We start from the raw sequence: 13,329 nt of genomic DNA on the forward strand, positions 1-13,329 counted from the left end.
AGTCAGCAGAGGAAATCAAATCGCAGTAACCGTTGACCTACAACCAGGAGAAGAAAAAATATTTACCTTACGCGAAGCAAATAACAAGGAGGCGCTTACGACCAAAAGTGCCCGTCTCAAAGGAAATGATGGCGTCTATGATATGGACGATCTTCTAAAGCTTGATCATGATCAAGAATCAGGGTTAAAAATGACTGAGAATGGTATAGAATCTCCATATGTAAAGATTAGCTGGCAAGCGGGTAAGGGAATCATTTCTTGGGTCGATAAGCAGACAGGAAATGATTTGCTTAGAGAAGATCGAGAACACGCCGCTTTCACCCCTGTATATGAGATTACTCCTGCTGATGGAGAAGAGCATATGGCTGAAGTTCGACGGAAAATGGGAAGGAATCGGAAGGGAATGAACGTTCAAAGAATAAGTGGGACGCTAAAAGGTGTAAAAGAGCTTTCGTGTGGACATGTGTATGGTGTTGTGGAGCTTTTGTATGAAACAGCTGGAATGGGCTATTACTCATTACTTTTAAAAGTCTATCACGATCAACCCAGAGTCGATGTATCGGTCCGGATGCATAAAGAGAGTGTATGGGATCCTGAAAATGTATATATATCTTTGCCGTTCTGTACCGGAGGTGAGCAGTCAAATGAGCTTTGGCTAGATAAGGCAGGTACATTCATTCGACCAGGTATAGATCAATTACCAGGAACGGGAATTGATTATTATTGTATTCAGGAAGGACTGGCTTATATATCGGATGAAAGTGGGTTGTTAATTGCGACGCCAGATACACCTTTAGTGCAGTTAGGACCTTTAGAATATGGGCAGAGACTTGTGCATGGACAACAAACAGGTAAAGAGCCAAATCACTTATATTCATGGGCGTTAACAAATTATTGGGAGACAAATTTCAAAGCCACACTTGGAGGGTTTTATGAGTTTCGCTATATTGTAAATTGGGGTCATCAAATTGATTCTGCTGATAAAGCCATTCAACTTTGTCAAAGCTTAAACGTAGGAACAACAGCATTTAGGATCAATCCCCACGGATAGCAGCATGAATTTCTATTTAAGGCCATATTTTATGATTGTTTTTAAATAATCTATAGAAGAATATAATAAAAACAGCAGGGGACCTGCTGTTTTTATGGTACTTTAATGTAGTATCAATGAGCTTCGACCAGTGAAGATAGAGGTATCCTCTGTTTAGCTAGACTTTTGCATAAGCTTTAATGGTTCCGATTGTTTTTTCTTTGGATTGTTCATAGGGGCGAGTGGTATAGTGTTTAACATGTTCGGGAATGACCTTCACCTTCTGACACTTTTTCTATTCGATTAATAAGATTGGTTGTTACCCAATTGGGAACAAAGTGAGGGACAACCCGGAAAGGTGGTTGATCATTTGTTTTAATCTTATATCTCGAAACGAGGTATATTGAACCTCATTCCTGAATCGAAACAGAAAAATGTAAGCGATTTATATCAAGCGGCTCTGAATGGGGACAAACAGGCACGGAAAGTTTTTACTACTTTTGGTCGGTTATTGGGGGAAGCTCTTCAAGCTTTTATTTGTTCATTTGAACCTGAAGTGATTGTGTTCGGAGGCCAAATTTCGAAAAGCTTCGATGAATTTAAGCTGACCTTTAGACAGGCGATAGACAATGAGGATGTCAAAATAGACATTTCAAATCAAGCTCTTAAGAGTACGTTTATTGGCGCCTATAGCTTAGTAAAGTAGAAGCAAAGCAGCTTCACAGCGACTAAATACAATCATTTTAATGGCATTTTGAGTTTATCCTAGGAGGTCTTCCTTTGAAAACAAAAATGAAAATCTATGTCATTCATCATTTCGCACACGGATATTGGTTATACGGAGAGACAGGAAAAGATTGAAAGATATCATGTCGATTTTATTCATCAAGCAATTGCCATTCTTAATCAAATCCACAAGGGAAATAAACCAGAGTGGAGCGGCTTCCGTTGGACATGTGAAAATATGTGGCAAGTTGAAAACTTTATAAAACAAGCCGATGAAGCGGCTATCAATGATTTTAAAAAGTATATTAAGACGGGTGAAATCGACATTTCTGGTAGCTATCTGAATATGACAGAGTTGATCGATTCGAGAGTGCTCTCAGAAAAAACCAAACAGGGTGTTGCACTTTGCAAGACCTTGGGTAAGGATATTGACAGTGCGATGACGGCAGATATTAATGGTTATGCTTGGGGCTATTCTGATGCGCTAGTCAATAATGGCATCACACATTTGTTTTCGTGTATCCATCCTCATCATGGTATGTTTCCTTTGAATAAAAAACAGACTCCTTTTTTCTGGGAAACGCCGAGCGGCCATAAAGTCTTAGTTTGGGTCGGGGACCATTATCATTTAGGCAATGAACTGATCATTTCGCCTAATGGGGGCACGACCTATACGATTCGCGATGAACTCGCAGGTCAAGTCCATACTCAGCAATTGGACGTCTCTGAAAAAAGAATCTATCGCTATGTCGAGAATTTAATAGAAGAAGGCTATTCGCTCAACTATTTACCGATTATGGTCTCGGGTGTGATCACAGATAATAGTCCCCCAAGTGGTCGGATTATGGAGTTCATTCAAAAATGGAATGAGAAGCATGGCGATGAAATTGAGCTCGAAATGAGTTCGCTCCATGATTTCTTTAAAGTCTTGCGAACAGATGAGGAAAACATTCCAACTTATAGCGGGGATTGGAATGACTGGTGGGCCGACGGTGTGGGCTCAACACCGGCTATCGTGAAGCATTTTAGAGAGGCACAGCGGAAATACCAACTCAGCCACAAATTGGATCCAAATGGTGCATTAGGAAAGAAAGAGTGGGTGGATCAGGCAAGGGACCATCTTATGATGTATGCGGAACACACTTGGGGGTATTCCTCTTCGGTGTCCGAGCCCTGGGCAACACTTGTCAATGATCTTGAGTTAAGAAAAGCAGGATATGCGATCAAGGCGCATGAAGCGATTTCCCGAAATCTTGATGAAGTTTTGAGCCAAAAGGGGGAAGTCTCTATTTCTCCAGAGAGAGAAAAGCGTTTTAAAGTCGTTAATCCTCATGAGACCAAGGTGAAGGACAGCGCTCTTATTTATTTAGAATACTGGGACTATGTCGATGGAGAGTATTATTCTGGAGATCATTTCGATGACTTTATTGAGGTGATAGATGAAGAGACTGGGGCCATTCTTCCCTCACAATCTACACCTATCGCGCGTGCTCGGGAAATTGAAGTGTTAGTCGAATTGAATCCACATGAGGAAAAAGTGATCAGAGTCCGCAGGAAAAATGATCACAGCTCTTTTACAGTTAAAAACTATGCCTATGTTGGAGCTGAAGGCGTCGAGGACATCATCGTTGTGAATGATCAGAGCCCTATCAAAACGAAGGATCATTATGTTGAGACCCCTTATTACAAAATAGAATTTGATGAACAGGTTGGCATAAAAACAATCCTGGATAAAACCGATGGAAAAGCCATTGTCAAAACCCATGGAGCTTATAGCCCGTTCCAGGGGATCTATGAAAGAACTGCGATTAAAACGACACCCAATGAGGAAAGAAGAAGAATGGGGAGAAATAGAAAGAGCCTATCCACTGAGCGATTCACAGCGCAATTAACGGATGTTCAAGTGAAGCGTCAAGGCCAAGTTTATTCTGTTGTCGAACTGAGTTACCAATTAGAAGGAACGAAAGCCTATATTGTTGAATTAAAGGTTTACCATGCGCTCCCTAAAATTTCCGTAGCGATAAAACTGCATAAGGAAAGCTATTGGGAACCCGAAAATCTCTATGTCGCCCTGCCTTTTACAACGGGAGAGGAAGAAACGTTATTTGTAGAAAAAACGGGCTGCATCATTCGCCCTGGTATCGATCAATTGCCTTACACGAACAAAGAATTTTATCTCCTGCAAAACGGCTTAGCCTATGTGAGTGAAAATAAAGGGATGGCCATTGCCTTAAAAGATACACCCCTTATTACCATGGGCGATCTCAAACATCACTTAATAGAACTATGCCCAGAAAATGATGTTGAACATAACCGGGCCCCCGTGTATTCATGGGTGATGAATAACTTCTGGGAAACCAATTTTAAAGTCGATCTCTCCGGCTTCTATCAATTTGAATACACGTTGTACACCTCAGCGGATCTAAATCATAAAGAAAAAGCCATTCAGCAGTGCCAACAGTTAAACGAAGGCCTCATCGCTTTTGGGACATAGGGACAGGAACCTTGTCCCAGTGGCTACTCCCTTAGCGGAGTGGGAATATAAATAAGCATCCACTCTTATGGTGAATGCTTATTTATAGTTGAGCTTTAAAGTCTTTTTATACTGAGGGGGTCTGGCCTGGGTCTGTTGAGTTGCTGCCTTCCCTTTTCTCTAATTTCCGTATACCAAATCCTCGTGTGAGAGGGGAAAGGAATGCATAGAGTGCTGAGAAGACGAATCCGCCTAAGTTGAAAATCGCCCAAGGGAGAAAGGTGAAATTGTCTACACCTAGGGTAGTCGCGATAAAAACGCCAGAGACGGTCCAAGGCATCAGCACTTCAGTAATCGTAACAGAGTCTTCCATGCTACGAGAGAGATTCACAGGATGTAAGCCTTTTGCTTTGTAAATATCCCCATAGATGTCTTTGATTAAGAAGAAGGTGACAAGAGCATTAGAGGTACAGCAAATGGTAGCGAATCCAGTCACCAGTGTGGCAAAGACAATACTTCCTGTTGATCTGAGATATTTAATGATGTGTTGCAAGACGGCCTTCAGCGAACCAGATACTTCTAAAGCAGATGCAAAGAAAAAGGCATAGAAGATAAAGGCTGTTGAATTATACATAGAGTAAAGACCGCCGCGATTAAGTAGGGAAGCGACATCGTCAGTAATAATACTCGGGTCTAAAGACGGGATTGTCTCTTTTAAAATATCGACATTAAACCCTTCGACTGTTGCGGTGAATAAGTTGCTCAATGAGACATGCTGAAAACATAAGGCAAGAATCATCGCGGCTAGAGACGATATAAAGAGCACGATCAAAGGTGACTTTTTCATGATTGAGCCAACAAGGACGATGACCGGTGGAATCAGTAGAAGAATATTCAGATTGAAAAGCTGATCCATGGTCGAAAGCATATCTTACACATGTTTTAGGTTCGTCGTATTCGTGTTAATGCCAAGTCCAACTGAGTAAAACACAATCATGGCGACGATTGATGATGGAATGGCGGTAAACAGCATGTGTTTTATATGCTCATAGATATTGGCTTCGGCAGCTAAAGAGCTCATATTCGTTGTATCCGAAAGAGGGGAGAGTTTATCGCCAAAATAGGATCCGGAAACGACAGCACCAGCTGTAATAGCTAAGGAAAGATCCATCGTTTGGGCAATGCCTATCAACGCAACACCGACAGTCCCTGCTGCCCCCCCAAGAAGTCCCTGTACAAGTTGAAACAATGGCTGTAACGATAAAGGCCATAAGGTAGAGATAGTTAGGGTCAATAATTTTGAGCCCATAATAGATAAAATAGGGGATGGTTCCTGAAATAATCCAGCTTCCTATAAGCAGGCCAATGCTTAAAAGGATCAGTATTGCTGGTAGGGCTTTTTTAATCTTAGAGCCCATCACAGTAATAATGGTATCCCATTTGTTTCCATTAATAATGGCGAAAAGGCTAAAGATGACACCAGAGAAAACGAGCATGATTTCTGCTGGATATTTAAGTATCCCAATCCCTACAATGAAGATGGCAACTGAAATGATGATAGGGATAAGAGCCAAACCGAGAGAGGGAAGTCTTACTTCTTGATTATGATTCATAATAAGTCATCATCCTTTCAATCTTTTATCGAAGCAATAACATAAAGCTTAGGCTTTTATTTTTCTAAAAGCTTGGTCAAGATCGGCAATCTGTGCTTCTGCCCCTTCAAGCCCGATAGATAGGCGAATGAGCCCTAAAGGAATCCCTTGTTCTTTTAATTGGGCCTCGTTGTCATTTTTAATGGGGCTATTCACGAGACTTTCAAATCCTCCCCAACTGACCCCGATTTTGAATAAACGGAGGGCATCAATAAACTTGGAAACCCCTTCAAAATGTGCCTGCCTCAACTCGAAACTGAGTAATCCAGAGTAGCCGAGCATTTGTGAGTTTACGATAGTTTGCATTTCACCAGATTCCACATACGGGTGATGAATGGCTGTGACATCCTCCTGTTGTTTGAGATACTCGATCACTTTAGACACATTTGCTTGGTGTTGTGCCATTCTTACCGGTAGTGTGCGCAGACCTCGTAGAATAAGATAGGCATCAAAAGGGCCTAGCACTGATCCGTTGAGCTGATGACCATATTCAAAAATGGTATCGATTAATTCGTGACTCCCAATTACCGCTCCTCCAACAACATCACTGTGACCGCCGAGATATTTTGTCAGAGAGTGAATGGAGAGATCGATGCCAAGCTCTATCGGTTTCTGGTAAAGAGGGGTAGCCCAAGTGTTATCAATAGCAGTTATAATGCCTCGACTTTTGGCTAATGTTGCTAATGCCTTTAAGTCCACAAATTTCATCAACATCGTCCCAGGGCTTTCAACATAGATGATTTTTGTATTGTCTTTAATGGCGCTTTCAACGTTCTTCATGTTGTGATCGACCACATCATGTTCAATATTGAATTTTTCTAGGTGTTTTAATAGCTGGGATGTCGGTCCATAGATATTGTTCACAAATAAAACGTGGTCACCACTCTGCAAAAGAGAGAGGAAGACAGCACTAATGGCGCCCATGCCAGAGCCAAAGCATTTGCATTGCTCACCTCTTTCCAATTGAGCTAATTTTTTTTCTAAAAGGTGGACTGTTGGATTAACCCCCCGTGAGTACACATATTTCTCTCTTTCTTGTTTTTGTGACTCGGTGAAGCTCTCAAACGACTTGAATGTAAATAAACTGGTTTGGAAAATGGGAGGTGATACCGCTCCGTGATATTGAGAGGCTCCTAAAGCTAAATCGGTACATATCTTTTCATCAGTCAGTGTCATAGGTGTGCGAATCTCCTTTGTCAAATGTAAAAACTATCTAAGATGACAGTAAATTATGATGTTGTCTATAGGTTAGCATACTTTCAGCCTGTATGAAAGCATAAATTATTCAGAAAAGTAAAGACTGAGTGACTATGTTATAATTTCTTTAGAATAAAAGAATGACGGATAATTATTTAAGTGACGTAGAGGTGTTGAGATGAAAGTACTCAAAAAGCAGCGTTTATCAGAACGCGTAGCTGGAGAAATAAAAAATTATATTAAGCAAAAGGATCTTAAAAAAGGCGATCGACTGCCACCGGCGGATACCCTAATAACAATGCTCGGTATAGGACGTTCATCGTTAAGAGAGGCCTTGCAGTTATTAGAAACACAGGGGTTTATCGAAGTTTTGAACGGAAAAGGGATCTTTGTAAAGGAGGTCAAACCGTTTTCGATACAAACCACGTTGGATATTGAGAATGAGAAGGAATTTCTGCTTGAAGCTCTAGACGTCAGAATGGCGATAGAAGGAAAGGCTGTCGATTTGGCCGTAGAGAAAGCCACTCAGAAGGATATTGATGAAATGGATTTTCATCTCCAAGAATATAGAAAGTATATTCAATCCGGTGAAAGAAGAAAGGCGAATAAGGCGGATGCTCAGTTCCATCATGCACTGTATAGGGCCGCAAAAAATGCCCTTTTACTAAGCATTATTGATTCTGTATCCGATACTTTTAACGAGTTTTTTAATGAACCTTTTGGTGTCCATGATATTTTCGACAAAAGCTTTCCTTATCATCAGACGCTTTTAACCGCTATAAAAAATAAAGATTTGAAAAGCGCACGCGAAGCCTTTACTAACCTCATGGCATCCGTGAAGACATCGATTATGGAGGTATAAGTGGGACATGGGGTCAGGTTCCTTGTCCCAGTAATGTGACAAGAGAAAAGGTGAAGTACTCAATATAAGGCTACCTCATTTGGAAATCAACCATATGGGGTAGCTTTTTTAAAAGATCAGATCATTTCTGGCCAGCAGAACGGTGTGGCTCACCGCTCCTATTAGTGTTGACGATGCCTTTTGGTAAAAAATATTTTAATGTCCAGCTAGATGGGGACCGGGCATGTGATTGGGACTCTCTTTTTTAAATGGTCTTCTTTTGGTTTGAAGGTTACAAGTGTGAGATAAACTTTATGCGTTGATAGGGAATGTACATTCCATATCTGTGCGCATCTATGATAAAATGAAGAAGCAACTAATATTGTTAGGGTGGTTGGTTGTCGCTCTTCTTTCAGATCTTTTTAGATCGGAAAGGAGGTGATAATCATGGACCTATTTCTTGAATGTCTAAGGGAAGTTTTGAAGGGGATAGTGCGTGAATTAAGTGCATATATCTTTCGGAAAAGCATTCTAGACAACAAGAAAACCACCCTACTCCGTCAAAAAGTAAAGGGTGGTTTTCAGCAAAAGACAAAATAATATTTGACAACCGCCACCCTGACGGTAGAGGTTGCATAGAGAAGTGTTCGCGCACTTCTCTTTTAATTATATGTCCATTATACAAAATATTATTCGAAATTTCTATAGGTAGCTGTACTTTGTAAATTGTGGGTGGATTCATATGAAAGTTAAATGTTTTAACACTGAATGGGTCATTATTTTTGTAAGCGCTCCAACACTGGCTCATTTTGTTATACACTATAAAGTAAAGAACGAAAGCAATGGAGTGGGATGAATATGATGCCGAAGGAGTTTCAAATATCACATAAAGGTCAACCACGAGCTGAAGAGGGATATCTTGTGATGGATTGGATGCTAGAACCGGAGAAACTTACGATTGATACTCCAATCCATTTGGCGGTCGAGAAGATGTTGCGTGCTCGGCACCCGAACCGAGATATTATTGTCACGGACCATGACGGCCAATATCTAGGGCTATTATCCCCTATTACGCTCATAAAATGGCTTCAATTGGGAGGCAAGCTCGAGGAACGCCTTTCACCTGATATTTTAATAGAAGGAAAGGTTTTAAATCTTTATGACGCGATTACGGAGATCCCACTTGGGGATGTTGAGGTTTTTCCTGTTGTTGATAACAGTGGGAAGGTCCAAGGCAGGCTCTCAAGCAATGCTCTGCTTCTGGCTTACCAACAGCTTTTAGATGAGAAAAATGCTGTTGCAGATGCTTGGGATATTGTTTTGGAGACGGCCTATGAAGGCATTGTGATGGTCAATAGCCAAGGGAAAATCATTAGAATTAATGAGGCGTATAAGAATTTTCTTGGTGTAAAGGAAGAGGACGTTTTATATAAACCCGTTGAAACGATTATTGATAACACTCGTCTTCATATCACAGTCAAGACAGGGACACCAGAGAGAGGAAAACTGCAAGTTATTCAAGGTCAAAACATGGTGGTCCATCGTCTGCCCATCTGGAGGAATAATAAAATCGTAGGGGCTATCGGGATGTTGATATTTGAAGGGGTCTCAGATATTTACCGGATCTTGGAGCAGGTGAACGAGGCGAAAAGAGTTCCTCATTCGCTTCAAGAGGGAAGTGTGCATCCCACTTTGGATCAGCCGAAGGTGACCTTCGAGGCGATTAAATCAAAAAGCCATGAATTAGCTTATTGTAAAAGTCTTGCAAGACGTTCCGCACGAACATCAGCGACTGTTCTAATTACTGGAGAAAGTGGAACCGGTAAGGAAATGTTTGCTCAAGCCATCCACCATTTGAGTCAGCAAAATAAGGGGGCGTTTGTTGCTGTGAACTGTGCGGCCATTCCTGAAGGCTTGCTTGAGTCAGAACTCTTTGGTTATGAGGAAGGGGCTTTTACTGGAGCCAAAAAAGGGGGGAGAAAGGGACGATTTGAACAAGCGGGTGGTGGCACGATCTTTTTAGATGAAATCGGAGATATGCCTCTCTTTATGCAGGCAAAAATATTAAGGGTGCTTCAGGAAAAAGAGATTCAGCCTGTAGGCAGTGAGCAGACTCGTACCTTTTCGGGGCGGGTGATTGCTGCAACCCATGTGGATTTAGAGGAGAAAGTGAAAAAAGGTGAGTTCAGAGAGGATCTCTATTATCGGTTGAATGTTATCCATTTGCAGATCCCGCCGTTAAGAGAGAGGAAGCAGGATATTCCTGTTCTCTTATCCCATTTTATCCAACACTTTTGTAGCTTGTACCATCTGCCTTATAAAACCTTTTCGAATACGGCCATTGAAGTTTTGATGAACTACGATTGGCCAGGGAATATTCGTGAGGTGATGAATCTTGTTGAGAGCTTGGTGACATTGGTGGATAGTGAAGACATCCAACAAACAGATTTACCTCCTAAAGTGATGAAAAAGGCCTTCTTTCATGAAGGGGACGTTCAAATGCCGATTGAAAAGCAGCAAGAGCAAGTAGCATTAGCGTCTTTGCCCTATCCGTTGAAGAAAAATCAATTGGCCCACGAGTGGCAAGAAATTCAAAATGTGATTCAGGCCTGTAACGGAAATAAAAGCGAGGCTGCGCGCCGCTTAGGGATTCACCGAACCACTCTTTATCAAAAAATAAACCGGATTAAAAAGGTCATCAAAAATATGTAGATTAAACACTACACTAAAACACTACACCTGTAGATAAGGTGTGGTGTTTTTTATATATTCTATCTAGAGTGATTATTGGATTTGTAAGTGTTTTCATTGTTGGCATGAAACTTGCATAATTATTAAGTGAAAACGTTCAGAAGGAGGATATACATCATGGTTGCATTTTCTGTAAGGATGCCAAGACATGTCCTTTATGGTCAACAGTCTTTTGATCAATTGGGTAAAGAAGCGGCAACATGTGGGTCTCAAGCCCTTATTATTAGTGATCGGATAATGGATGATTTGGGTTATGTTAAAGAAGGAACTGCTCTTTTAGAACAAGAAGGGTTATCGACCCACGTCTATCTCGGGATTGAGTCGGAGCCAACAGATCGCTATGTTGAAGAGGCCCTTGCTTTAGTGGAAGAACATCACATTGATGTTGTGATCGCTATTGGTGGTGGTAGTTGTATTGATACCGCTAAGGCTGTTGCTGTTTTAGCCACAAATGGTGGTGAAATTAGTGAGTATATGGGGAATAAGAGGGTCGCTAAAGGGGAGCCACTACCTTTAATTGCCATTCCAACCACGGCGGGAACGGGATCAGAGGCAACGGACGTTACCGTGATCACGAATACGTCCAATAATGTCAAGATGATGATTAAACAACCGGCCTTTTTGCCACGCGTGTCCATTGTCGATCCTAAGCTCTCTTCAACCTCGCCGAAAAGCATTACAGCAGCAACAGGTGTCGATGCTCTAACACATGCCATTGAGGCCTTTATCTCAAGACGCGCGCAACCTTTTACCGATAGTCTTGCATTAGAAGCCATTCAACTGATTGTCCCCGCACTTCGTCAGGCCTATAACAATGGGGAGGACTTAGAGGCTAGGGAAGATATGGCATATGCGGCCATGCTTGCAGGGGCTGCTTTTTCCAATGCTTCTGTTTGCTTGGTTCATGGCATGTCTCGTCCGATTGGTGCTGTTTTCCATGTTCCCCATGGAATATCCAACGCGATGCTATTACCCGCGATTCTCGAATATAGTAAAGCTTCTTGTGAAAAACGATTGGCGAAAATTAGTAGACTACTCTATCCCCAACAAAAGGAAAAAAGTGAGGCAGAAGCCATGGATTATCTCGTTTCGGAAATAAAACAGCTGTGCTCTGATTTAAATATTCCTAATTTAAAGGGTTGGGGTATAGAAGAGGCTCAATTTGAAAGCGTTCTCGATAAGATGGCCGATGATGCCTTGGAAAGCGGCAGTCCACAAAATAACCCACGGGTCCCAGACCACGAGGAAATCAAGGCACTTTATAGAACGTGTTTTAATTATCAATTCGTTAATAAGCATCCCGTAAATTAGCCAATGGAGGGTTAAAAATATGCTTAGTATGATTGGACTGATTCTTTCACTCGTTTTATTAATCTTTTTAACAATGAAAGGCATTAATATCATTATCTCAGCAGTCATTTGTTCCATTGTTGTTGCCGTGTTTAGTGGGATTAACTTAGCGGACGCTATGACAAAGGACTATATGGATGGCTTCACAGGTTATTTTGCTTCATGGTTTTTAATCTTTATGCTAGGAGCAATTTTGGCAAGGTGATGCAAGATACGGGGGCTGCCGATTCCATTGCGGAATTTGTCAGTCGAAAAATGGGGCCAAAACGCGTGGTTTTTGCCGTCGTTGCTGCATGTGCGATTATGACCTATGGCGGTGTCAGCCTCTTTGTTGTTGGTTTCTCGGTCTATCCCATTGCTGTCTCTCTTTTTAAGAAGGCCAATTTGCCCCATCGATTTATTCCAGCAGCCCTGGTCTTTGGGTCCATCTCTTTTACCATGACAGCCCCAGGGTCACCTGAAATACAGAATTTAATTCCAACAGATTACTTTCATACAACACCGACAGCAGGAGGATGGATTGGGTTTACAATGGCCTTACTGATTATGGTCTTAGGTGGGCTTTGGTTAGGAAGAATGGTCAATAAAGCCGTTCAAGAGGGAGAGACGTTTAGTCTCCCAGAGAACGCGGAAAAGAAGGAGCAGGGAGCACAAACTGAAGTTTCGGCAGCAGCCGAGACAGGAGAAAGAAGCCTTCCTTTTTGGTTGACCTCCATCCTGCCTCTTGTTGCAGTCATAGTCTTTTTAAATGTTCTATCTAAATTTTGGAGCTCGACAAGTGCAGCCCTGGTCTCTTTAACTATCGGGATTCTGTTAACCTGGTTATTAAACTATAAGTTTGTTAAACAAATATGGGAGTCTCTTGCTTCTGGTACTCAAAATGCCTTGGTTGCTGCAGCTAATACTTGTGCTGTTGTTGGGTTTGGAAGTGTCGCAGCAAAGGCGCCAGCTTTTCAATCCATTGTTAATTCATTTCAACACATGCCCGGATACTTAGGTTTGGCTGTTGGGGTCACTCTCATTTGTGCCATTACCGGTTCGGCTTCAGGTGGATTAGGCATTGCCCTCCCGATTCTTGCGCCCATCTATATGGCCAAGGGCTTGGATCCTGGGGCCATGCACCGTATTGCAGCCTTAGGTTCTGGTGGACTCGACTCCATGCCTCACAATGGCTATGTCGTCACCACCATCCGAACGATTTGTGGAGAAACCCATAAGCGCTCGTATAAACCCATCTTTATGCTCAGCGTCATATTACCCACAGCCGTCATGCTGTTAGCCGTTATCCTTTACTCACTCTTTTACTAGG

General features: G+C 41.9%; 7 protein-coding genes and 3 pseudogenes. 8 read left to right on the forward strand and 2 right to left on the reverse strand.

What is annotated here, in order from left to right:
- The 3 genes and pseudogenes from IEV91_RS07525 to IEV91_RS07535 form a co-directional block, all read left to right on the forward strand.
- Positions 1-1,051 (forward strand): annotated as a pseudogene (locus tag IEV91_RS07525) (glycoside hydrolase family 38 N-terminal domain-containing protein); the annotation flags it as partial.
- A 364-nt stretch (positions 1,052-1,415) separates the two neighbouring features.
- On the forward strand, positions 1,416-1,736 hold the full coding sequence (locus IEV91_RS07530) for an ROK family protein (RefSeq protein ID WP_268236364.1): 321 nt from the start codon (positions 1,416-1,418) through the stop codon (positions 1,734-1,736).
- A 96-nt stretch (positions 1,737-1,832) separates the two neighbouring features.
- A complete protein-coding gene (locus IEV91_RS07535) occupies positions 1,833-4,250 on the forward strand; it encodes a glycoside hydrolase family 38 N-terminal domain-containing protein (RefSeq protein WP_229745464.1) in 2,418 nt (805 codons plus the stop codon).
- A gap of 106 nt (positions 4,251-4,356) precedes the next feature.
- On the opposite strand, the pseudogene IEV91_RS21645 reads toward IEV91_RS07535, so the two are convergent.
- Together IEV91_RS21645 and IEV91_RS07545 are read right to left on the reverse strand one after the other, a co-directional pair.
- Positions 4,357-5,538 (reverse strand): annotated as a pseudogene (locus IEV91_RS21645) (Na+/H+ antiporter NhaC family protein).
- A gap of 352 nt (positions 5,539-5,890) precedes the next feature.
- Positions 5,891-7,057 (reverse strand): trans-sulfuration enzyme family protein, encoded by a 1,167-nt coding sequence (locus tag IEV91_RS07545; RefSeq protein WP_188496817.1) that lies wholly within the window; start codon positions 7,055-7,057, stop codon positions 5,891-5,893.
- Between the two features lie 199 nt (positions 7,058-7,256).
- Here IEV91_RS07545 and IEV91_RS07550 point away from each other — a divergent pair, with 199 nt between their 5' ends.
- The 5 genes and pseudogenes from IEV91_RS07550 to IEV91_RS07570 all read left to right on the forward strand — a co-directional run bounded on the left by IEV91_RS07550 (position 7,257) and on the right by IEV91_RS07570 (position 13,328).
- Positions 7,257-7,940 (forward strand): FadR/GntR family transcriptional regulator, encoded by a 684-nt coding sequence (locus IEV91_RS07550; protein WP_188496818.1) that lies wholly within the window; start codon positions 7,257-7,259, stop codon positions 7,938-7,940.
- 426 nt (positions 7,941-8,366) lie between these two features.
- Positions 8,367-8,519 carry a hypothetical protein gene (locus IEV91_RS07555; RefSeq protein ID WP_188496819.1) on the forward strand — a complete coding sequence of 51 codons (153 nt, stop codon included), beginning with the start codon at positions 8,367-8,369 and terminating at the stop codon, positions 8,517-8,519.
- Positions 8,520-8,843: 324 nt separating this feature from the next.
- Entirely contained in the window at positions 8,844-10,631 is a 1,788-nt protein-coding gene (locus IEV91_RS07560) for a sigma 54-interacting transcriptional regulator (protein WP_229745469.1), read from the forward strand.
- 156 nt (positions 10,632-10,787) lie between these two features.
- Positions 10,788-11,981, forward strand: a complete 1,194-nt coding sequence (locus IEV91_RS07565; RefSeq protein ID WP_188496821.1) for an iron-containing alcohol dehydrogenase — start codon at positions 10,788-10,790, stop codon at positions 11,979-11,981.
- A gap of 19 nt (positions 11,982-12,000) precedes the next feature.
- A pseudogene (locus tag IEV91_RS07570) lies at positions 12,001-13,328 on the forward strand (GntP family permease).
- Position 13,329: the final 1 nt, after the last annotated feature.

This window comes from Pullulanibacillus pueri (assembly GCF_014639255.1).
GTDB lineage: Bacteria > Bacillota > Bacilli > Bacillales > Sporolactobacillaceae > Pullulanibacillus > Pullulanibacillus pueri.

What these genes read in the sequence shown, in the direction of transcription:
- IEV91_RS07555 (WP_188496819.1), top strand. Translation starts at nt 8,367, where the DNA reads ATGGACCTATTTCTTGAATGTCTAAGGGAAGTTTTGAAGGGGATAGTG.
- IEV91_RS07560 (WP_229745469.1), top strand. Translation starts at nt 8,844, where the DNA reads ATGGATTGGATGCTAGAACCGGAGAAACTTACGATTGATACTCCAATC.
- IEV91_RS07565 (WP_188496821.1), top strand. Translation starts at nt 10,788, where the DNA reads ATGGTTGCATTTTCTGTAAGGATGCCAAGACATGTCCTTTATGGTCAA.
- IEV91_RS07550 (WP_188496818.1), top strand. Translation starts at nt 7,257, where the DNA reads ATGAAAGTACTCAAAAAGCAGCGTTTATCAGAACGCGTAGCTGGAGAA.
- IEV91_RS07545 (WP_188496817.1), bottom strand. Translation starts at nt 7,057, where the DNA reads ATGACACTGACTGATGAAAAGATATGTACCGATTTAGCTTTAGGAGCC.
- IEV91_RS07535 (WP_229745464.1), top strand. Translation starts at nt 1,833, where the DNA reads ATGTCATTCATCATTTCGCACACGGATATTGGTTATACGGAGAGACAG.